The organism is Halobaculum saliterrae (assembly GCF_009831625.1).
GTDB classification, from domain to species: Archaea; Halobacteriota; Halobacteria; order Halobacteriales; family Haloferacaceae; genus Halobaculum; species Halobaculum saliterrae.
Map to the genome: position 1 here is coordinate 190800 of NZ_WUUS01000006.1, position 22212 is coordinate 213011.

The window sequence follows — 22212 nt, forward strand, 5'->3', positions numbered from 1 at the left end:
GGCTCAGCCGCTATCGTACGGATCGGTGTCCAGCGTGTCGTGGTTCCACGTGAGATCGAAGTAGCGGCCCAGCCCCGCGACGAACGAGTGGTTCTCCGTGACCGCCGCCTGTCGTTTGTGTAGCGGAACATCCTCCTCTTCGACGAGGAGGACGGCGTCGCCGGAGTCGTACTCGAGACTCGGGTCGATGAGCGTCCCGCGCCACGGGAGTCGCGTCGCGCTGAAGCGGTACTTGACGGCCGGATACGTCGAGCGGAGGTACTCCACGATTTCACGTTGGACCGACCGGTTGGCGGGTTCCAACAACTCGGGATCGAGGAACAGCACCCGAAGCGTCCGATCCCGGTCGTACGCGTCGGCGAAGGCGGGCTCGATCGCGTCGAAGTACTCGAAGCTCTTCGTGATGACCCGTACCTCCTGTTGTGCCTCCGCATACAGCGTCCGCGTCTCGCGCTCGCTCGGGTCGCCGACGTCGACCACGTGAAACAGTTCCTCCGTTGGCGAGATGTCCTCGCTGGCCTGTTCGTACAGCGGCCCGAACGCCGCGACGAACTCCTCGCGGGCGTCCTCGATCCGCGCCCGGTCGGTCTCGTACGCCTGCCGTCGGTTCTCGACGGCGCGGTCGAGGATCTCCTCGGGGGGCTTCGGCTGGTACTGCTTCGGCCGGCCGGGAATGACCTTGAGGTACCCCGAGTCAGCCAACTCGTCGAGCACACCGTATATCCGAGCTTTCGGGATCCCGGTCGCCTCGGAGAGGTCGGGGGCGGTCGTCCGCCCCAACTCGAGCAGGTGTTCGAGCGCCCGCTCCTCGTACTCGGTCAGATCGAGCGGGTCGAGAAGCGCCTCCGCGTCGTGACTGCTCATGCGGACCGTACGCACGTCTCGCTCATAAGCCACGGCGGTCGACGCCGATTCTCACGATCGGTTCGGTGTCCGATAGCTTCATGTCGATGGGGGGCTGCAGTTACTCACAAGATGAGTAACTCAGCGCGGGATGACGATCACCTCCACGACCTCGAGGACGGCGCGGGCTGCACCGAGATCTGGGAGAAGCTCAGCGAACAACGGGAGGAACCGGAGTCGACCACGGACAGTGACGCCGACCGCTAGACCGGTCGCCCGGGGACGAAAGACACAGTAGCCTGCCTCCTCGCTCACGAGTATGTCAATCAACTCCGCAGTCGTCCTCGCGGCCGGCGAGGGCCAACGACTCAGACCGCTCACCAAGTACCGTCCGAAGCCGATGCTTCCGGCCGCGAACAGACCGATCCTGGAGTACGTCCTCGATGCTCTCATCGACGCCGGGATCGACGACCTCCACATCGTCGTCGGCTACGAGGCCGACCGCGTTCAGAACCACTTCGGGCCGACCTACCGGAACCGGACGATCACCTACCACACACAGGAGAAGCAACTCGGCAGCGGACACGCCCTCCTCCAGGCACGCGACGGCCTCGACGGCGACTTCCTCGTCGTCAACGGCGACGAGGTCGTCGATACCGAGACCGTCGCGGCCGTCGTCGACGCTCACTCCGCGGCGGATGTCTGCACGCTTGCCGTCGTCGAATCCGCGGAGGCGCCGCTGTACGGCGCCGTCACGCTCGAGGGGTCGACCGTCTCGGAACTCATCGAGAAACCCGGGACCGGTGCCTACCGGCTGCTCAACGCCGGCGTGTACGCCTTCGGCCCGTCGTTCCTCTCGACGGTCGAGGCCGTCGACCGCGCGGACGGCGAGCTCGCGCTCACCGACGGGATCGCCGACCTGATCGACCGCGGCGGGCACGTGCGGGGTGTCAGGGCCGACGGCCTCCACTCCGAGGTGACGTATCCGTGGGACCTCACGGCCCTCGCGAGCACGCTGCTCGCGGACGGCCGCGTGAACGAACCGGAAGCAGAACCCGGAGTGTACGTCGCCGACTCCGCGTCGATCGCGGAGGACGCCGTTCTGTACGGCCCCATCGTGGTGGGTCCGGACGCGGTCGTCGAACCCGGCGCCGTCGTCGGTCCCGACGCCGCAGTCGGGCCGAACGTCACGGTCGAATCGGGCGCGGTCGTCCGGCGGTCAGTTGTTGACACGGACACGCGCGTGGGCGCGAACGCGACGCTCGTCGACTCGATCACGGGCCAGGGGGTCGAGATCGGCGCCGGGGCGACCGCGCCCGGCGGCCCGGCCGACGTGCGCGTCGGCGACCGCGTCCACGAGGACGAACGACTCGGGTGCGTGCTCGCCGACCGCGCCCGACTCGGCGGGGGCGCGACGGTTCGGCCGGGACTGCTCGTCGGCCCCGGCGCCGACATCGCGGCCGGCGTCACGCTCCACCGCAGCGTCGACGAGGACACGGAGGTGCAGGGCTGATGTGCGGGATCATCGGCTGCGTCGGACACGGCGACGACACGCTCGACGTGATCCTCGACGGACTGGAGACCCTGGAGTACCGCGGCTACGACTCCGCGGGCGTCGCCCTCGCCGACGAGGCCATCGACGTGGAGAAGAAGGAGGGCCGCCTGGAGATGCTCCGCGAGCTGATCGCCGGCCGCGACGTCCCGCCGGCCGGTCCCGTCGGCATCGGCCACACGCGCTGGAGTACGCACGGGCCGCCGACGGACGCGAACGCCCACCCCCACACCGACGAATCGGGACGGGTCGCGGTCGTCCACAACGGGATCATCGAGAACTACCAGGCGCTGCGCGACGAGCTCGAAGCCGAGGGCGTCACCTTCACCAGCGACACCGACACCGAGGTGATCCCGCATCTGTTCGCGGCGTACCTCGACGCAGAGCTGGACCCTGAGGCGGCGTTCCGTCGCACGCTCGAGCGCATCGAGGGCAGCTACGCGATCGCGGCGGTGGTCGCGGGCGACGACCGGATCTTCGCGACCCGCAACGACTCCCCGCTCGTGCTCGGCGTCGGCGACGGCCGGTACTACCTCGCCAGCGACGTGCCCGCCTTCCTCGAGCACACGCGCGACGTCGTGTATCTCGACGACGGCGAGGTCGCGATCGTCGACAGCGACGGGTGGGCGGTCACCGACCGCGACGGCGACCGCGTCGAGAAGGACGTCTCCACGGTCACGTGGAGCGCCGAACAGACCGGCAAGAGCGGCTACGACCACTACATGCTCAAGGAGATCCACGAGCAGCCCACCGCGCTCCGACAGGGGCTCAGCGGCCGTCTCGACGAGCTCTCGGGGACGGTCACTGTCGAGGAACTCGACGACGTGGGGACACCCGAGACGGTCCACTTCGTCGCCTGCGGGACCTCCTATCACGCGGCGCTGTACGGCGTCGAGCTGTTCCGCGAGGCTGGTATCCCGGCGCAGGCGTTCCTCGCCAGCGAGTACGCGACCGGCCCCGCGCCCATCCCTGAGTCCGGGCTCGTCGTCGGCGTCACGCAAAGCGGCGAGACGGCGGACACCCTTTCCGCCCTCCGCGAGGCGCAGGGACGGGGCGCCGAGACGCTCGCGCTCACGAACGTGGTGGGCAGCACCGCGGCCCGCGAGTGCGACCACGCGCTGTACATCCGCTCGGGCCCGGAGATCGGCGTCGCCGCGACGAAGACGTTCTCCTCGCAGCTGACCGCGTTGAACCTCTTGGCAGAGACGCTTACGAACGGTGGGGTCAAGTCACGTGATCTCGTCGCCGGGTTGCGGGACGTTCCTGGTGACATTCAACAAGTACTTGACCAGACAAATGCCGAAGAAATCGTCGACAAGTACCTGAGCCACGAATCATTCTTTTTCATTGGTCGTGGGCAGAACTTCCCGGTCGCTCTTGAAGGCGCACTGAAATTCAAGGAGATCACCTACGAGCATGCAGAGGGTTTCGCTGCCGGTGAATTGAAACATGGTCCACTCGCGTTGGTCACACAAAACACACCGGTGTTTGCGATCGTGACCGGCGACGACGAACGCGCACGCAAGACCATCGGCAACGTCAAAGAAGTCGAGGCACGCGACGCCCCAGTGATCGCCGTAACTGACGGGAAATCCGATGTCGAACGGTATGCAGATCACGTATTGATGATTCCTGAGACTCACCCGCGGACTGCTCCGATGCTCGCAAACGTACAGTTGCAACTTGTTGCCTATCACATGGCTAATCGACTCGGGCGCGCAATCGACAAGCCGCGTAACCTCGCAAAAAGCGTCACCGTCGAGTGAACAGTATCCACTATACGGACATAATCACAACATCAGGAAACCGCGCTCTCGAAGAGCCGAAGCCTACTCTGTGAATTCAGAAAGACAGCAGGCCCGGAATATCGGTCACAGTTCTTTGACTACCTTAGCTGGATTTCCAGCGACGACAGTATTAGGAGGAACATCGTCAGTGACGATCGAACCGGCACCAACGACTGCGTTGTCGCCGATAGTCACGCCTTTCAGAATGATACTTCGCGTACCCAGCCATGCGCTTTCACCGACCGTGACTGGACGCTTCTCGACGGCACCGTCGCCCACAGCGTGGACATCAGAATCACGGATCACGACACCAGGAGCAAGCGTGGCATCCTCTTTGAGGACGACCTCGGTCGCTGCGTAGATCTCACAGCCCCGATTGATGAATACGTCGTCGTGGACAGTGAGGCGGCCGGCCACTTTGAAAAACGTCGGCTGTCCCAGATTCCCGACGAGCTCTACCCTGTTGCCGAATACGACTTGTTCAGCCCCACTGTCAAGAAGCCGAACGTCGCCCCGGATCTTAAGCCCCTCTCGGGAACCCGTGATTGTCTTCTTGTGTTTCCACAGAAAACGAGCCCCTGCAAGTCTCCATAGTACGTACCGTCCGCTCATCCGAACAGTCGCGCTAAAACCGTTTTCACGGTAGTACGTACGTGCCTTTGAGATGAGCGGATGCGACAACAACATCTGTGTTCGCTCTATCGGCTCACTTGTTAAGTTCCTCGGGTGGTGTCAACACCTATTCTTCGGGGAGTATATACCGCGAACACTAATACATCGCCACATGAGCGACGAAGGCCTTGGATCGATCTCCCGGATCGTCTCCGGGTCTGCCATCATTTTCGCCGGCTCGATACTTCACAAGCTCATCGCTTTCGGCGGGAGCATCTTCATAGCTAGGGCACTTGGGGATACCGGCTATGGGATTGTGGTTGTCGCATTATCGATGCTGTTCGTCTTCGGGGAATTGCTGAATCTCGGAATGGGACAGGGTGTTTCACGAAATTATCCCCGTGCAGAAACGGATCAAGAACGACGAGGGATTCTCCTGTCGGCGCTTCAGTTGTCCATTATTCTGTCAGTTTTTGGTGGGGTCGGCGTGTTTCTCGCCGCCGAACCGCTGGCAGTTCGTGTGTTTAACGATCCATCGTTGATTCCTGTACTCGAGGTGGTTGCTGTGGTCGTCCCTCTCTACAGTCTTCGAAAAGTCTCGAATGGGGGGCTTCAGGCGGTGAAAAAACCGGCGGCAAAAGCCCTCATATCCAGTATATTCCAACCAATTGTCAGAATCGTGTTCATCGTCGTATTGGTAACTGCTGGCTTTGAGGCCGTAGGTGTCGCAAGTGCATACGTTGTCGCAACGGGGACTGCGGCCTTTCTCGCTCTCTATGTCGTCCACCGTGAGACAGATCTGTTCGCGATCGGCACTCCGGCGGCCCGTTCGTACCGTTCACTGTTGGCGTTCTCACTGCCGCTAGTTGGGTCTGCAGTCATTATGCGATTAATGAACAACGTCGACACGCTTCTTATCGGTACACTGCAAGCTTCGGCCGATGTCGGGCAGTATAATGTTGCGTTTGTGCTCGGACAGACAACACTTCTGTTTTACCAGACACTCGGGTTCATGTACGTCCCAGAACTATCTGAGTTGCACAAGGAGGGAGCAATAGACCAAGCGTCGATGATCTACCAAGCAGTTACAAAGTGGGTCGTTCTGGCTTCTGTGCCGTTTATCCTGACTGCTGTGGTGTTCCCGGAGACGGTCATTTCCCTCTTGTATTCAGAGATATATCTTCAAGCAACACTCCCGTTTCTGATTCTTATTGGCGGATTCTTGACCCACATCCTTGTTGGGCCGAACATCAACACGCTCACCAGTTTCGGGGATACTCGAGAGATCTTCATCTTCGATGCCGGAACGGTCGGACTGAACATCGTCCTGAACCTCGTTCTGATTCCTCGATTTGGTATTGCCGGTGCTGCAACCGCGACTAGCGCATCGTACGTCGTTCGAAATGGTGTGATGACATGGTTCCTCCATCGGACATACGGCATCATGCCCTTCTCACGGCAGATGCTCTTGCCGCTCATCCCGACAGTACTGGTAGCCGGACTGTTGTGGTTCGTTGTTGAAGACAACTCAGTGCTACTGGTCATTGTCTCCGCGTTCGCTCTTGTTGCAACGACCACGCTCGGGTATCTCAGTAGCGGCATTGAGAAATCGGACATGATGCTCGCCGAGACAATCGAATCGCAAACAGGTATTGACCTCCACTACATCAGGCAGCTACACGATCGAATACGGTGAACTGACCCGAGTCGATCTCCAGAACATCTCTGTGAGGTTACTCCATATATCCGAGTTCGCGAAGGCGCTCTTCTGCAGTGTCCATTGTGACTGTCTGATCTACCCCCCGTTCCCGGTCGTCAGTATTCAGTTCCAACCACTTTCGAACATCGAAGACAGACTCCGGCAGGTCACCTTTGACGCCTTCTGTGGCTGCAACCATCGCTCGGTTACTGTGGACACCGCTCTCTCCATCGTCGATCCAAGAAACCCGGATACCGTGGTCTGAGAGGACGACCAACTCATCGGTTCGTTCCCGGACCCAGCCAAGCATACTGTCGACGCGCTCGTAATACTCTCGCAACTTGGCCTCCCGCGTTGCGAAGGCGTGACCTGTCACATCAAGAACGTGGGAATGAACGCCTGCGATCGGTGTGTCGATATCCGTAATACCCACAATCCAGCCGAATTCTTTCCCCGTATTTCCCATCGTCCGCTGCCGAAGTTCCCGTTCGGTCATCTCACCATGGCTGACCTTTGACGCCCAACTCCAGGCCTCTGAGAGGTGAGTCGCATCAGCAATACCTGGCCAACCGAATACTTGACCAGTTTCGAACGCATGAGGAAGGTGAGTTCGGTGGATCTCCTGCCTGTGGCCTCGTTCTCGAAATGGTTTCCCGAGTGTGTTTCTCACCTTGTGTGGGAAGAACTGAGTAGCTTGGCTTGCGACCCGAAGAGCAAGCGAATCCCAGTCTGCGGCGTCACCAGTCACCTCATGTTCAGAGGGGTGGACGCCGGTTGCGACAGATGTCCAAACTTCAGGTGTGTACGGGTGGTCGGCCGAATAGGTGAATGTCTCCAGTGGCCCGCTATTTTCGAGCAGAATGTTTTCGCAGTCCCACCGACGCGCGAGAGCATAATCAGCCGCGTCAAGAGCAATGACGGCCAGTGTGTCAGTCATGTGGAGGAGTGTCCCCGCGGGATACTTACGCTATTCGGTGTCTACGGGGCCGGTGAGACTGGGACTCAGAACAGACCAGAATGCATATGTCCAGTGGAAAACGTTACTTGATAACAGAACTCTCTCGTATGAACGTCTTCGACATATACGGGTATCAGCTCGGCATTGACGGGAGTACAGATGCATTAGATAAGCTCTCAAACGCGTATGGGTCTTTTTCCTCAACAGGAACCGATGTCGATATAAATTTACAAATATCCCAACTCACGCAATCGTTGAGACACGAGCACAAGCTTGGCGGGGCAAAGCGGTTCTATGGGCGGTCCGAGGATCGGTTTACCCTCCGTGATCACGCCAGTACAATCGCCGTTGATGAGGATTGGACTGAAGTTGCGTGTTCGTCCAAGGCTTCAACGTCAACGTTGACGACACTCCTCGAGGGGCAGCTCAGGCAACAACTTGCGCCGGAGGGAAAGGCGATGATTCACGGCTCAGGTGTCCGGTATGAGGGAGAGACGCTTCTCTTTCCCGCGTGGCGTCATACCGGGAAGACCAATACGATGCTGAGTTTCGCCGTCCGAGGCGGTGACTTCCTGTCTGATGACCGTCTGTTCGTGGACGAACGTGGGATGGCCCACAGCTATCCGATGCCGATTAATCTCCTTCAGTATAACCTCCGTGCGTTCCCAGAGCTGCTTGCCCGGAGTAACTTCGAACGGTTCAAAGATAGGCTGAGTATGGCCCTCGCTAGTCAAACTGAGGGGATGCCGGAGCACAGCTTTGTGCGAGGTGTCCTCGATTACCTCAATAACCATGTTATCAAAGACTCATATAAGTACCACCCGTCAGATCTCTTCGAAGATATTGTGACGATCCCGCAAGAGACCCCGATAGACAAGCTCGTTTTGTTGGAAACAACGGAGTCTGATATCGATCACTGCCGTATCGAACCAATCGAGGCGAAAACAATGGCCCGCATACTGGGTTCAATCACTGACTTCGAATGGAATACGACACTCCATGACACGTATAGCGCGTACGACATGCTGTTCCCAGAACGGGACGGGCTAACGGACCAGCTCATGCAACTGCGTTCTCGTGAACGCGAAGTGTACGAAGCCGTGGCCGAAACCGCAGACGTGTATCGGCTTCAGGTTCCCGAAGAAGAAGAGTGGAGCAGAGAAACCCAACAGCGAGTCGTCGAAACGACGATCGGCGTTTAAGCCTCTCAATCGGGCGACACTGCCCCTGCTCTGTGGGAAACTGCCTGCACAATCGCAGGCAACTCGCCTGCAATCTTTCGTCCCCAAACCGCAAACGTCTCAGGGATCGTGATAAGCGAAAGGCTCGTGGGATATGAATAATTCACACTGATTCTGTGTTGCAAACCAGCTGGCAAGTGGCGAACGATAGTCACCGGGTCCATCCCAACCTGTTCGCCGTATCGTGTGAGTTCCTCAGTCGTGATTCGCGCGAACGGGGAGTCCTGTAGAAACAGTCGGTCTACGGCAGTGTCAATGTCGCCGAACGTGCGCACGCCGAGGGTCAGAAGAAAGTTCGTCGGATCAATAAACGGTGAGCCTGCTGTCGCCGCGTACTCCCAGTCGATTACACCAGTAATTCCCGTATCATCGACAAACACGTTCACCTGATTGAAGTCCCCGTGTACGACCGTTTCGAAGCTCGATATCGGTTCCGGGGGCGCAGGAACCTCGATACCGACGGTGCTGTTAGAGAGGAATTCTTGTACCTCTGTTGGTGTCCGCTCGATCTTGTGCTCACAATACGGTTGTTGGAGACGAGCGATCCAGTTGAGACCCGTCCGTAACACCCACTGGAATGACCCAGGGGACCGTTTGACTCTATTACGAAGTTGTGTTCCTTGGACCTGTTGTTCAGATCGGGTATTACCAAACTGTGTCTCTATCCGCGTTCCTGTTGGAAGAGTCCCAGTAATCTCGTCATTTGTTGAGCGAACGTACTCCAAGGTCTCCTGTTCGCGGTTGTTGAACTGCTCATACGTCGTGACGTTGGGAACCTTATATATCCGGTCAGCCCCGTCGGTAGAGCTATCGAACAGCGTGGAACGGTATCGCCCTCGGAGAATCAGGCCACCCGACAAGTCTGTCGTTGTTGGTTCTCTCTGACGGGAGAAGACAAGTAGGTATCCGGGTAGGGCGTATTGAAGCAGTCCCAGACGGCGAAGTAGTGTCAATATCTGTTTGCCTGCCCGTTCTGTGATAGTCCGGGCAGTCAACTCCAGCGTCTGGAACCGTCGCATCTCGTCTCGTTTTGTCGGGTCGAGCGCGTAGTCCGGACAACTTGGACTCGGGTACAGGCCATATGCTTTGGCGATCTGGAGGGTTTTAATTGGCCCTCCGTTCCCATGGAGCGCTCGCTGAACAGACCGAAGACGACGGACGCTGTCAGCGACCCCGTCTGCCTGGATCACACCTTCTGTAAGGACGAACGCCGTTCCTCGTTTTGAGAGGAGTGTATCGATCGTCGAGAACAAACTGAGGCGATCGACGTCATCCCGAAGGCTCGCTAAATCAGCCACAATCGTATCAAATGTTCCAGGAGCGAGTGGGACCTCTGACAGCGATCCATGGATGGGAACGACGGAATCTGTCGGCAGATCAGTTCGGTTCGAAAGAATCCGAAGTCGGTCCACCGACTGTCCAAGAGCCACGACAGACTCACACTGCTCCGCTAGCAAGCCTGTCCGACGACCGGTTCCGGCAGTGATGTCCAAGCATCGTCCGGTGAGAAACGGACCAACGAACAAGCGCCAACAGTCGCGACCATATTCGAATAGTTCGGCGACCACTGAGTCAAATTCTTCACCCCCCAGGCTACTGGTCTCGACTGCGTTGCGAAGCGATGTGCGCTCTGTTTCTTCAGCGAGATCTCGGTACAAGGGACACGTCTCATCCTGCTGTCGAAACGATAAGATTCCACTCCGTCGCGTCGGGGCCCAACCGCACTCACAGCCCGTAGTTGCGTCTCGAATCAGCCCGCAACACTGTGGGCAAGTGAGCAATGGCACTTCCTGAGAGGAATATCGTGTCATTAATTAAAAATTGAGAACGCCTTTGAGAAGACTTGGGGCATACTGCGGATATCTGACACAGAGATATGCAGTTGCCTGTAGTGTTTGAAGTGTTCCCTGCCCAACCGACTCGTGCTCTTCGTGATGAATACTGTCTCTGGGAAGCCCGCGGAGTTCTAGGCCCTTATTGAGTGCGTGAAGACAGAACTCGGTGTCCTCCATGTGATTCAACCGTTCGTCAAACCCGCCAAGTGATTCGAAGACTTGCCGTGACAGGACGAAAAACCGAGTCAGCAACAGCCCAAAGTCGAAGTCCTCTAAGCCGATGACCAGGCCTTGGCGGGCCTCACGAACGTGTTGCCAGAAGAACGATTCTTCGAATGTGATATCATCATCACAGAAGACGAGAATCTTACCGTCGGTTTGCGCCGCCCCGAGATTCCGTGCTTCCGCCCGATTCCCTTCGGACACAACTGCTGTTTCAACGGTGTCTGGAACAGACTCGAGTGTAATTGGGTCCGGGTCAAGCGTCGGAATCACCACCGAAACCTCCTCTGGAGAGATCACGCGTTCATTCGACATTGTCGTTGACAATTCGCTGGAGGTGCATCTCCAAGATTTCTGCCTGTCGGTCCCAAGTGAATTTCTCAGACACCTCCCTGCTCACTCGGCCGAACCGCTCCCGGCGAGGCCCGTCACCAAGCAGGCGATCCAATGCCTCAGTAAGCCCATTGACGTCGCCTGGGGAGACGAGATACCCGTTCTTTCCCTCAGTAACCTGCTCTGCGATCGCGTTGATATCGGTGCTGACGATTGGCTTACCGGAAGCTAGCGCTTCGAGGTTAACGACCGGGAATCCTTCATGATACGATGGTAGACAGAACACATCGCACGCCGCGAAGTACTGGTGGATCGCTTCATGTTCGACAGCACCGGTAAACCGGACACAATCCGCAATCCCGATGTCGTGTGCGCGCTGTTCGAGTTCAGCTCTTAATGGACCATCGCCAACGATATACAAGACAGCCGGGCTCACAAGCTGCGCATATGCGTCGAGGAGATCGGGTACCCCTTTCCCATCCTGCAAACGACCAACGAACATCACGATGGGATCGTCCTCCGTCACTGCAGGCTTCACATCGGGGTTGAACTGGTCCCTGTCTACAGATGGGTAAACAATTCCATCGACGGAGACACCAAGCCAGTCCTCGGCACGTTGTTTTGTGTCCTTGCTAGTAGCGAGATATGAGTCAGGCTGAGCAAATCGGCCCATCAGCTTCCACCGGATCGACGAGTGCCTGATTCCCGGAATGTGAAACACGTTCGGCACAGAGAGCGTTCGGGAGAGAAGGAGATTATCCAGGTAGTAATGTGTTGAAACGATATCTTCTCTGTTGAGAGCATCACGTACATCACTCCGCAGTACGTTCCAAAACATCGACAGCGATTCAACTTCGGCCGACATGAGGGGCGTGTAACTACACACTCGCTCGTTCAATCGACTTTCTTTGGGGATCAAGTCGACTTGGACGATGTCAGCATCCATCCGCTCGACTTCCGGGAGGATATTCCCAGTCCCTGTGTACAGGGTGATATCGTGACGACCGGTGAGTTGTTTTGTCAGCTCCCGAACGACGGTCTCGGTACCGCCGCTGTTTGCGAACCCGACTCTCGGGGAGTAGATCCCGATGTTCATACTTCTTCCTCTGCAGGGTCGGATCCCAGCTGGTGATTCCGATGCCACTCCGTGATCAAACTGTGCAAGCGAGTGTCGAACGTCGTCAAAGAGAACGGCTCCACCCGTGATTTTGAAATTGTAAGTGGTGCTCGTTTGTGTCTGTGTATCGCGTCTACGATGCCGTCAGCACTGCCATCATGAAGATAACCATTGACCCCCTCTTCGACGAACACGCCTTGAAACCCCTCGTTACGTGTTAGTACGGCTTTTCCACTCGCGTTAGCCTCAATCGGTACAATACCGAAATCCTCGTTGCGACCGTTAAACACGACTGCAGTACACGTTGCGAGCAATTCCAACTTCCGTTCTTCGGAGACAAACCCTTCATAATACATGTTTCTTGACCCTTCTATCTGATCGACTACTGATTGATCCACGTCACCACGGCCACCGACAAATCGAATCTCTTCGTTCGACTGTTCAAAGGCTTTCACAATAGCCAAAACCCCCTTTTCATTGTCCAACCTTCCAAGATGCAGGTAGAACCCCTCATCCCCCTCATTACGGTACTTTTCTAGCGGAACCGGTGGATACAGAATGTGTGCTTCTCGATCGTAGTATTTGCGCAGTCGTCGAGCAATAATCGGACTGTTGGCAAAGTAGTAGTCGACACGGGGATCTACCGTTACGTCTCGTGTTCGGAGGTGTCTGATGAGTGGCCGCGACAGCAATCCGAGTAAAGAATCTTTCCGGTCGTGGTACAGGTCATAGAACCACCGCGGAGGGGAGTGGCAGTAGTTGATGTGCAACACGTCATCAGGTGTGATCACAGCGCGAGTAGTCGCTCCCGATGTAATGAGTACGTCCGGATGGCCATACTCGCGCCAGTCGACATCCTCCCACAGAGAATACTCGAATACACGGTCGATCCGCGACTGGAATCGCCGTATGCTAGGGAATGACAGATCTACAGTCACGTCATAAAACGAAACATCACCGTAAGGATTGGGGCCCTCCGGAGAGGGGACTCCGACGGTATAGATCTGATCGACACCTAGTGTCTCTGCCATTTTGGTCACAAGGTATTCCGCCCCACCCCAAGCGTTGACGTGCCAGTGGGCAAGTGCCACGTCAAGTTCATCATAGCCCACAGCCGGCCCGTCTTCCATACGCGACACGTTTCGTAGGAGTGAGAAAAGTACCATGGTTAACCGCCCCGTTGTCATTGGTCCGACATGAATCGCTTGCATAAGCACCTCCGGTGAAGTACCCTCAATGGTTCGGCGTAGAAACAGATCGTACTGGACGTTGTGCGGTTTGAGCTATACAACTAATTGCACTTCTACTATTAATTGGCGAGTTGCTTTATTCTTGTATACGACCGGGGTGAACCTGGCCGGTTGTGAGCGCTACTAAGTTTCAACCGTCCAATAACACAGCTGATTACGTCCGGTGTTGTCCATAAGTTCGGATCGTACTCCCGCTATATCGGTATCTCAATAGTATCTATTTCACTACTACTATACGTTATTCCGATATCCTCCACCAAGCCAGATCCGTGTCGTCCCGCAGCCACAACCGATTTGCATCGGCCGGCGATGGCACTATCCATGCAGACCGTCATCCTCGCCGCCGGCTAGGGAACGCGGATGCGTCCGCTCACCGACCGCCGCCCGAAGCCGATGCTGCCCGTCGCCGGCAAGCCCCTCTCGGCCCACACCGCGGAGGCCGCGGTCGCGGCCGGCGCCTCCCGGCTCGTGATCGTCGTCGGCTATGAGGCCGACGCGGTCCGCTCGTACTTCGGCGACGAGTTCGACGGCGTCCCGTGGCGTTCGCCGAACAGTCCGAGCAGCGCGGCACCGCCGACGCCGTCCGCGCGGGGGCGGCCCGGCTCGACGACGGCCCGTTCGCCGTGCTCAACGGCGACGCGCTGTACGATACCGAGTCGCTGGCGACGCTGTACGAGTCGGCGCCCGCCGTCGGCTCCTACCGGGTCAACAATCCGAGCGCCTACGGCGTGCTGCACGCCGAGGGGACCGGCGACGACGTCCGTGTGACGGGCGTGACCGAGAAGCCCGCCGACCCCCCGTCGGATCTGATCAACGCCGGCGCGTACGTCTTCCCCGCCGAAGCCCAGGGATGGCTCGACGTGGGCGAGAGCGAGCGCGGCGAGCTCGAACTCACGGACGTCCTCGAACGTGCCTGCGCGGAGATGGATGTGCGTGCGGTCCCGTTCGACCGCTGGCTCGACGTGGGCCGACCGTGGGAGCTGCTGGCGGCCAACGAGTGGAAGCTCGACGAGCTGGAGCGCCGGATCGACGGCGAGGTCCACGCGGACGCCGATCTCCGCGGCGACGTCGTCGTCGAGGCGGGCACCGAGGTCGACGCCGGCGTCGTGATCGAGGGACCCGCGCTGATCCGGTCGGGCGCCAGCGTCGGGCCGAACGCGTACGTGCGCGGGCGAACACTCTGAATCGAACGCGTCGGTGGGCCACAGCGTCGAGGTGAAAAACAGCGTACTCATGCAAGGGGCGACGGTCGGGCACCTCTCCTATGTCGGCGACAGCCTCCTCGGACGGGACGTGAACTTCGGCGCGGGGACCACGGTCGCGAACCTTCGGCACGACGACGCGGACGTGCGGGCGCTGGTGAAAGGGGAACTCGTGTCCACCGGTCGTCGCAAGTTCGGCGTCGTCTGCGGTGACGGGGTGAAGACGGGCATCCAGACGAGCCTCAATGCGGGCGTGAAGCTGGGGACGGACACACGGACCGGTCCGGCCGAGCGCGTGTTGCGCGATCGAACCGAGGGCGCCGATAACTGAGGCCGCACGGAGGCCCGAGCTCGTCGGTGGGATTGGAACGTACAGACTGGGCATGGAAACCGCTGGTACTGCCCGAGCCAGTTCGGTGACAGGTGTGAGTTCGTTCGTGTTCGGAGACACGTCCGAGAAATCCTCGGGGAGTACGTGCGTGGAAGGCTGGTCACAGTCGCGGCGGCCGCGCGCGAGGGATCAGCCCCCTGTTCTGGCGACTACGACCGTGGTATTGTAACACATATACCCCACAAAGTACTTACCCCAGGTTCGACCGAGAACGGCCGACACCCCCGAAAACGGGTGTGTGAAGCGTTGACGCGCCGTCCGAATTACCACAAGAGATTTATAAGGTCCGATGTTGGTTATGTGCGTACCCCTACCCATGGTGACAGCACATAGTCCCCCCCGCCAAGTCCGCTTCGCGGGCGTTCTGGAGCAGGCTTGGGAGATCGGTGTTGTCGCCGCTTGCAGTGCGACTCAGACAAACCATGACAGAAACTAACGACAAGATCCGCGCGCTGTTCCTGACAGCGCTGATGGTGTTCAGCGTCTTCGCTGGCACTGTCGCGTTCGCAGGGACGGCCGCTGCGGCGAACTCCGTCAGTGGAGCGACGTACTCCACTGACCCGGTCAACGAGAGTTCGTCGTTCAACGGCGAAACGGTATCGGTCACGTTTGACGACGTGACAACGGACGATGGTGACACGGACACGTTCCACGTCAACATCCCGAACAGTATTGCTCAGGCTGGCTCGCTCAGCGTGAGCTCGGCCACTGTCAACGGTGACAACGGCGACTACTCCGCCAGCGTCTCCAGTAACCCGGTCGACGGGCAGGACGGTGACGGTGTCGCCGACACACTCCGCGTCACGACTGGCACCGACAGCGGTGTCCAGAACGACACGGTGACCGTTACGTTCACCTACTCGTTCAGCACGCCTGCTGTCACCACTGCCACGGATTACAACTACCGCGGTACTGTCCTCGACAGTGGCGGCAGCGACATCGTGCTGGCGGACGCAGGTCCGGACCTGACGGTCTCCAACACTGGTCAGGACAGGTCGGCTGCCGACACAGTTGTCAACTCGAGCAACAACAACACGCTCGTCTGGGCAGGCCAGGTTGTCGGTACTGACGAGCACAGTGCCAACACCCAGGTTTCGCTCCGCCGTGTGACCGACTCCGGTTCCACGCTCGTCTCACAGAAGACCGTCAACAGTGACGGCTTCGTGACGTTCAGCACGGACGGTCGTCAGACTGGTGACTACTTCATCACTGGCGATAACAACCGGGTTTCCTTCGAGCTGACGCAGCAGGAGATCTCGGTCGACTTCAGCGCCGACTCGGTCGACAACTCCGGTCCGAGCGACTCGGTCGAGGTCGACTTCGAGGCTGACTCCAACCGTGCGCAGTACACCCACGTGCTCGAGGCCGAGTACCAGGGTGACGCCGTCGACGCGTCGACGCTGCAGGACATTCTCGGCGGTGCCGGTACCGTTGAGGACGTCGACAGCGACGACGCCGACGAGCTGACCGTCGCCGGCTCCGCGGAGGACGCCTTCACGGCGAACTTCTCGGGCGTCGACGCGGGCAACTACACGATCACCTCGACCGTCGAGGACACCGGCGTCTCCGACTCCGCCAACATCACGGTGAACGATGTCGGCGACGGTGAGGCTGAATTCGAGCAGGGTAACATCGAGGTCGCGCAGGGTGACGTCGCGGAGATCAACGTCTCCCTCAGCGGCAACGCTGACACCGCGACGGTCGTCATCGGCAGTCTCGAGGACGACGGCTACCAGGCCAACGTCTCCGTGACTGACGAGGACGACGACGACGAGGTCACCATCGAGTTCAACACCTTCTCGGCTGGCAGCAGCAGTCTGGGTACTGTCGTCTCCGCCACGGGTGACGACACGGTTGAATTCGACAGCAGCTCTGACCAGGAGACGATCTCCGCGATCCTCTCGACTGGTGAGTACACGATTGCGACGAGCACGGCGTCCGACGCGCAGACGACGCTTGACTCGCCGCAGGACATCGGCACGATGTTCATCGCCGAGCGCTCCACCGACAGCATGCAGCTGTGGACGGCGCCCAGCGCTGCCGACCTCGACGCTGACGGCGAAGACGGCGTCGAGGAATCCGACATCGCGTCGCTCATCGAGGACGGTGCCGTCACGCAGGACGACACCATCACGGCCGGCGACTACGTCGTCCACCAGGTCACCGCGAGTGGCCTGGAGGGCGCTATCGCCGCAAACGGTAACCTCAGCGCCGCTCTCGGTAACGGCGTCAACGTGACCGTTGAGCAGACGAACCCGATCCAGAACCGCGACCCGAAGGTCATCAACCTGACCGACTCGGGTGACGCCGTCACGCTCGTCGAGGGCGACGGTGCCTACTACATCGCGGTCAACACCGGCGACAGCGACCTCAACGTCTCCCGCAGCGGGAACGACGTTTCGCTGAGCGACGGTGACGAGTTCGAGGCTACCTTCACGGTCGACAGCGCACGCCTGCTCGGCTCCTCCGACGAGGAGGACCAGGAGTCGGTCAACGCGACCTTCGAGGTCGAGTCGGCCGACACCTCGCTCGACAGTGACCCCGTGAACGTCACGGCCGCTGACGAGCAGCAGATCACCGGCACGACCAACTACGCGCCGGGGACCGAGCTGACCATCCGCGTCCGCTCCACGGACAACACGCAGCCGCGGTTCTTCAACACGGAGACCGTGACTGTTCAGGCTGATGGCAGCTTCAACGCCTCGTTCAACTTCGCGGACCAGTCCGCGGGTGACACGTTCACCGTGACCGTCCGCCAGGGCGGCACGTCCGTTGTGAGCGCCGACGGCAACGTTGTCGAGAGCGTGGCCACGCCGACGGCCACCGCCACGGAAGGCACGGAGACGGCAACCGCGACGGCAACGGCCACGGCGACCGCGACGGCCACGGCCACGGAGACGGCGACGGCCACCGCGACGGCCACCGAGGCTGACGAAGGCGGCATGACGACGACGGAGTCGACCGAGACTTCGACGTCGACGCCCGGCTTCGGCGCCGTGCTGGCAGTCATCGCCCTCATCGGCGCTGCGCTGCTGGCAGTCCGCCGCGACAACTAACGACCACGACTGACCGGCCGTAACCCGGTCACGTCCGCTTCCGCGGACCCATTCTTTCGACGCGCTCACACCGGCCAGCGACGGCGCCGTCCATCGCGTCGCCTCGGTGCTCGACACACACGAGACGACAAGGGCTTTACCCGACACCGCCGATTCACGAACAACGAATGGCGAGTATCTACACCGACCTGCTGGGGTGGGTGGTGATCGCGACGTTCCTCGCCGGCGCGGGCGTCGAGTACGTTCGCCGCCGTCGCGTCGGCGGCGACGCGGGCACGCTCGCGACCCTCCGAGGGCGGCTCGACGCGTTCGAGACGCCCCCCGAGCGGACGCTCGCGACCGCCGGCTGGGTGCTGTTCGCCGGCTTCTGGCTGGCGCTGTTCCCGCACTTCGCGTTCACCCAGAAGAGCTACGTCGAGGGCGTGCTCTCCCTGCTCGCCGTCCCGGCGTGTCTGTACGCCGGGTGGCTGCTGTGGAACGGTCGCGACTCGCTGTTGGTGCTCTCGCGGGCGGTCGCCGCGATGGGGATCGTCTACTTCCCGTTCGAGTCGATCGAGCCGCTCAAGCGCGGGCTGATCCTCGTGGTCACCGGACAGACCGGCTGGGCGATGGCGCAGTTCGGCTACGAGCCCGCGCTGGTCGAGGGGCCGATCCTCGGCTACCGGAACGCCTACCGGTTCGTCACGGCCGACGGCCACGGGCTGCTGTTCGAGATCGTCCTCGCGTGCACCGGACTGGGGAGCATGGCCATCTTCGCGGGACTCATCGCCGCGGTGCATGCTCCTCTCGGCCGGAAGCTCCGCGCGCTGGCCGTCTCGATCCCGATCATCTGGGGACTGAACATCGCCCGAACCACGTTCATCGGGATCGCCTTCGGCAACCAGTACCTCCAGCTGTTCGTCGACGAGGTGCTGTTCCTGTTCGGCTCCTCCGACCCGTACATGGTGTCCTTCTTCCTCTCGGACCGGGTCATCTCGCAGGTGCTCGCGGTCGTCGCGCTCGTGGGCGTCACCTACCTCGTCGTCCGCGAGCTACCGGAGCTCGTCACCGTGATCGAGGACGTGCTGTACATGGTCACCAAGGAGGAGTACGACCTGCTGGAGTCGCTGGACCTGCCGAGGGAACCGGTGCGGACCGACGGCGGCCGGACCGGTCGGGAGTAGTCCGACTCGCCCCGATCGCGTCTCACTCGACCGCCGGCAACGCGTCCCGCGGACACCCGGCCAACGCCGCGAGCGCCTCGACCTCCAGGTGGTGCAACTCGCCCGGAACCACGAGCATGTGCAGCGGGTCGCCGAAGTCGCGCTCGGCGAGCGCCGCGAGCGTGTCGGCGGCGACGACCGGCTCGGGGCTCCCGGCTCGCGCGACCGCCACCCCGACGGCGTCCTCGTCCCAGTCGCGCGCCAGCGCCGCGGCGGCGTGGTCGGCGGTCATGAACTCGTCGGCCTCGCCCTCCGCGGGCCCGGCAGGAGAGGAGCCGGCGACCTTGATGTCCAGATACACCAGCGTGTGAAGGCCGCGCTCGCGGTTCGCCTCGATCCCGTCGATCACGCTCTGTGGGGTTCCCTCCGCCCCGTGGGCGTACTCGAACGGCAGGGTCACGGCCTTCCCGAAGCGGTAGTTCTGCAACCCCGTCAGCGACGAGGCGGCCGACTGGGCGGTGATCCCGTGGATCACGCGGGTGTCGATGCCGCGTTCGGCCGCCCGAACGCGGAGGTCGACGTGGGTCGTCGAGATCATCGTATCGCCGGCGGTGCAGAAGGCGACCTCTCCGTCGGCGGCCGCATCGAGGATCGGCTCCGGGTCCCGCTCGACGCCCGCGCGGTCACGGACCTCGATGTCGATCCCGTGGTGGGTTTCGAGTTCCTCGACGGTGGTGCCCGCGAGGCGGCTGGTGTAGAACTCCGCGAAGACACGGTCGGCCGACCGGAGAGCCTCTCGACCCTCCACGGTGACCGAGCGCTCGTCCCAGAGGCCGAGGCCGATGAAGGTGAGCATGCCCGAAGAACGCCCGCCCGGCGCTTCCCGGTTTCGCTCCGGCACGGCGTCGCCTCAGAACCACGGGTCGAAGTGAAGGGAGTAGCTCGGTTCGTTGCCCACGGAGTATGCGGACAGTACGGGACCTGATTTATCGGGAATTGCCCTGTTTTTTAACCCCCGAACGTGGAACTATTATGTGAGATGAAGATCACGTTGGATAGCCGATCCTCGGCCGATGCAGTGTTCGAGGCGTTAGCCGACCGACACCGGCGGCACGTGTTGTGTCTCCTTGCCCGCTCGGAGGGAGAGACGATGTCCCTCAACGAGGTCTCCGAGCACATCGGGGCGACGCTCGACTCGTCCGTGGAGGCCGTTGAGACGAACCTGTATCACACGGACCTGCCGAAACTGGAGCGGGCGGGGTTCGTCGAGTACGACGAGCGAAGCGGAGTGATCCGGTCGCGGAACTGCGAGTTGATCTCGAAACTCCAGCAACTCGGGTTCCTCGACTGTACGACGTAGTCTACCCCTTCCGGCGTCTCCCTCGATCCGGCTTGCCGTCCTCCGGACAGTTCCCTGTGCTGAATTCGCAACCTCCCTCCCGGCCGATTCACAGCCGCCGGCTCCAGATCGGGGTGTGGGTCGACTCCGATCACACGAAGTCGCGGGAGGACCGATCGACACCCGAGGCGTTCCCCCGCTACTCGGCGTCCTTGGACCGGGCTATCGCCCGCCCACGGCCCTGTGACCGAGCCGAACGTCGGCGGCGACCCCGGCCGAAACGCCGAGTCAAACGTGGTGCGACGAGAGTGGAGGAACCCCGAAAATGCCAGTTCCACACCCGCTATTGGTCATTTGTACACCTTCCAAAAGACGCCGGAACGGAAAGCCGGTGGAGGGGATTGTGAACCACGGTCGGAGCTCGCTCCGACCTACCCCAAATCCCTCCACGCGAGGCTCTCCAGCCTCACTTCGTTCGGCAGAAGAAGCCGGTGGAGGGATTTGAACCCTCGGCCTATTCCTTACGAAGGAATCGCTCTGCCAGCTGAGCTACACCGGCGCGTGCGATCAGTCGTACTGCCATGACGGGAATAAGGGTTGCGAATGTGCGTCGCCGTGACCCGGACTCACACGCCGTTACGACCGGCGGATCCGCACGTCCAGACAGACGTTCTCCTCGTGGGGCGCGTACGACCGGACCGCCCGACGCGTCAGCACCTCGACCTCGTAGCCCGCGGGCTCGGCGGCCGCTCGGATCGCCCGCTCACCGGGACCGAAGGGGTCGTCCTCGTGGGCGATGTCGTAGAGGTGGAGCACGCAGTCATCGTCGGCGAGTCGCACCGCGGTGTCGAGGAACTCGTTCGCGGTGTGGGGGAGGTTCATCACGACCCGGTCGGCCCAGCCGTCGTAGTCGGCGGTCGTCCCGCGCACGTCGCCCTCCAGTGCGGTGACGCGGTCGGCGACGCCGTTGCGCTCGGCGTTCTCGCGGAGGTACTCGATGGCGGCGGGGTTCACGTCGCAGGCGACCACCTCGGCGCCGCGGGCGGCCATCGGCACCGCGAACGGGCCCACGCCCGCGAACATGTCGACGACGCGCTCGCCGCCCCCGACCTGCTCGGCGACGCGGTGGCGCTCGGTGGCGAGGCGCGGCGAGAAGTACACCTCGGCGACGTCGAGCGCGAACTCGTGGCCGTACTCCCGGTGGACCGTCTCCGTACTGTCGCCGTGGAGCACGTCCCACTCGCGGACGCGGTACTCGCCGGCGACCTTCGAGGCGCGGTTGAGAACCGCCTCGCAGGGCACGTCCGACTCGACGATCGCGTCGGCGATCCGGCGTGCGCGCTCGGGGTCGTCCTCGTCGAGGATCACGATGTCGCCGAGGCGTTCGTAGGAGGGCTCGAACCCGAGGACCTCCGCGGGCGGCGTCGGTCCGTCGCGCTCGTCGGTCTCGCGGTCGACGACCTCGTAGCCGGCGTCGCGCGCGGCGGCGGCGTCGACGACGGGAACGAAGATATCGCCGTCCTCGACCTCGATCTCGCGGTCGCCGTCGAGCAGGTCGCGCTCGGCGAGCGCGGCTCTCGTCGCCTCGCCCTCGCGGACGGGGGCGCGGACGCACGGCGTGGTCATACCCGGC

At 61.1% G+C, this 22212-nt stretch carries 17 protein-coding genes, 1 tRNA gene and 1 pseudogene; 9 read left to right on the forward strand and 10 right to left on the reverse strand.

Annotation, left to right across the window (positions count from 1 at the left end):
• Nucleotides 1-3: 3 nt before the first annotated feature.
• Entirely contained in the window at nucleotides 4-864 is an 861-nt protein-coding gene (locus GRX01_RS11005; RefSeq protein WP_159667045.1) for a TrmB family transcriptional regulator, read from the reverse strand.
• Nucleotides 865-975: 111 nt separating this feature from the next.
• Between GRX01_RS11005 and GRX01_RS19375 the strand changes: the two genes are divergently transcribed.
• The 3 genes from GRX01_RS19375 to glmS are packed head-to-tail and all read left to right on the forward strand — an operon-like array spanning nucleotide 976 to nucleotide 4161.
• Nucleotides 976-1110 (forward strand): hypothetical protein, encoded by a 135-nt coding sequence (locus GRX01_RS19375; RefSeq protein ID WP_267903202.1) that lies wholly within the window; start codon nucleotides 976-978, stop codon nucleotides 1108-1110.
• 52 nt (nucleotides 1111-1162) lie between these two features.
• A complete protein-coding gene (locus GRX01_RS11010) occupies nucleotides 1163-2356 on the forward strand; it encodes a sugar phosphate nucleotidyltransferase (protein WP_159667048.1) in 1194 nt (397 codons plus the stop codon).
• A complete protein-coding gene (gene glmS / locus GRX01_RS11015; RefSeq protein WP_159667051.1) occupies nucleotides 2356-4161 on the forward strand; it encodes a glutamine--fructose-6-phosphate transaminase (isomerizing) in 1806 nt (601 codons plus the stop codon). The genes GRX01_RS11010 and glmS overlap by 1 nt, the downstream gene beginning before the upstream one ends.
• Nucleotides 4162-4266: 105 nt before the next feature.
• Here glmS and GRX01_RS19410 read toward each other — a convergent pair whose 3' ends face one another.
• Nucleotides 4267-4794, reverse strand: a complete 528-nt coding sequence (locus GRX01_RS19410) for an acyltransferase (RefSeq protein ID WP_159667054.1) — start codon at nucleotides 4792-4794, stop codon at nucleotides 4267-4269.
• 172 nt (nucleotides 4795-4966) lie between these two features.
• Between GRX01_RS19410 and GRX01_RS11025 the strand changes: the two genes are divergently transcribed.
• The gene (locus GRX01_RS11025; protein ID WP_159667057.1) at nucleotides 4967-6490 is read left to right on the forward strand and encodes an oligosaccharide flippase family protein; all 1524 of its coding nucleotides are present in this window, start codon (nucleotides 4967-4969) and stop codon (nucleotides 6488-6490) included.
• A gap of 37 nt (nucleotides 6491-6527) precedes the next feature.
• Here GRX01_RS11025 and GRX01_RS11030 read toward each other — a convergent pair whose 3' ends face one another.
• Nucleotides 6528-7430, reverse strand: coding sequence for an alkaline phosphatase family protein (locus GRX01_RS11030; protein ID WP_159667060.1), 903 nt, complete (start codon nucleotides 7428-7430; stop codon nucleotides 6528-6530).
• A 128-nt stretch (nucleotides 7431-7558) separates the two neighbouring features.
• Here GRX01_RS11030 and GRX01_RS11035 point away from each other — a divergent pair, with 128 nt between their 5' ends.
• Nucleotides 7559-8653 (forward strand): hypothetical protein, encoded by a 1095-nt coding sequence (locus GRX01_RS11035; protein WP_159667063.1) that lies wholly within the window; start codon nucleotides 7559-7561, stop codon nucleotides 8651-8653.
• Between the two features lie 5 nt (nucleotides 8654-8658).
• On the opposite strand, the gene GRX01_RS11040 is transcribed toward GRX01_RS11035, so the two are convergent.
• The 4 genes from GRX01_RS11040 to GRX01_RS11055 form a co-directional block, all read right to left on the reverse strand.
• Nucleotides 8659-10185, reverse strand: a complete 1527-nt coding sequence (locus tag GRX01_RS11040; RefSeq protein WP_159667066.1) for a phosphotransferase — start codon at nucleotides 10183-10185, stop codon at nucleotides 8659-8661.
• A gap of 321 nt (nucleotides 10186-10506) precedes the next feature.
• Nucleotides 10507-11049, reverse strand: a complete 543-nt coding sequence (locus GRX01_RS11045; protein WP_159667069.1) for a glycosyltransferase family 2 protein — start codon at nucleotides 11047-11049, stop codon at nucleotides 10507-10509.
• Between the two features lie 4 nt (nucleotides 11050-11053).
• Nucleotides 11054-12178: a glycosyltransferase family 4 protein gene (locus tag GRX01_RS11050; protein WP_159667072.1), complete on the reverse strand. Its 1125-nt coding sequence runs from the start codon at nucleotides 12176-12178 to the stop codon at nucleotides 11054-11056.
• Nucleotides 12175-13329: a glycosyltransferase gene (locus tag GRX01_RS11055; RefSeq protein ID WP_159667075.1), complete on the reverse strand. Its 1155-nt coding sequence runs from the start codon at nucleotides 13327-13329 to the stop codon at nucleotides 12175-12177. Before GRX01_RS11055 ends, GRX01_RS11050 begins: the two co-directional genes overlap by 4 nt.
• Before the next feature lie 480 nt (nucleotides 13330-13809).
• Here GRX01_RS11055 and glmU point away from each other — a divergent pair.
• The 3 genes and pseudogenes from glmU (at nucleotide 13810) to artA (ending at nucleotide 19261) form a co-directional block, all read left to right on the forward strand.
• Nucleotides 13810-14982: pseudogene (gene glmU / locus GRX01_RS11060) on the forward strand (bifunctional sugar-1-phosphate nucleotidylyltransferase/acetyltransferase).
• A 482-nt stretch (nucleotides 14983-15464) separates the two neighbouring features.
• Nucleotides 15465-18098, forward strand: coding sequence for a BGTF surface domain-containing protein (locus tag GRX01_RS11065; protein ID WP_159667290.1), 2634 nt, complete (start codon nucleotides 15465-15467; stop codon nucleotides 18096-18098).
• A 167-nt stretch (nucleotides 18099-18265) separates the two neighbouring features.
• Complete coding sequence (gene artA / locus GRX01_RS11070) at nucleotides 18266-19261, forward strand: archaeosortase A (RefSeq protein WP_159667078.1); 996 nt, start codon at nucleotides 18266-18268, stop codon at nucleotides 19259-19261.
• A gap of 22 nt (nucleotides 19262-19283) precedes the next feature.
• Here the strand turns inward: artA and dph5 are convergent, their stop codons facing one another.
• The gene (dph5, locus tag GRX01_RS11075; protein WP_159667081.1) at nucleotides 19284-20096 is read right to left on the reverse strand and encodes a diphthine synthase; all 813 of its coding nucleotides are present in this window, start codon (nucleotides 20094-20096) and stop codon (nucleotides 19284-19286) included.
• A 183-nt stretch (nucleotides 20097-20279) separates the two neighbouring features.
• Here dph5 and GRX01_RS11080 point away from each other — a divergent pair, with 183 nt between their 5' ends.
• A complete protein-coding gene (locus GRX01_RS11080) occupies nucleotides 20280-20600 on the forward strand; it encodes a DUF7344 domain-containing protein (RefSeq protein WP_449271451.1) in 321 nt (106 codons plus the stop codon).
• A 465-nt stretch (nucleotides 20601-21065) separates the two neighbouring features.
• Here the strand turns inward: GRX01_RS11080 and GRX01_RS11085 are convergent.
• Nucleotides 21066-21138, reverse strand: a tRNA-Thr gene (locus GRX01_RS11085).
• A 77-nt stretch (nucleotides 21139-21215) separates the two neighbouring features.
• Nucleotides 21216-22205 (reverse strand): class I SAM-dependent methyltransferase, encoded by a 990-nt coding sequence (locus GRX01_RS11090; RefSeq protein WP_159667087.1) that lies wholly within the window; start codon nucleotides 22203-22205, stop codon nucleotides 21216-21218.
• Nucleotides 22206-22212 lie beyond the last annotated feature (7 nt).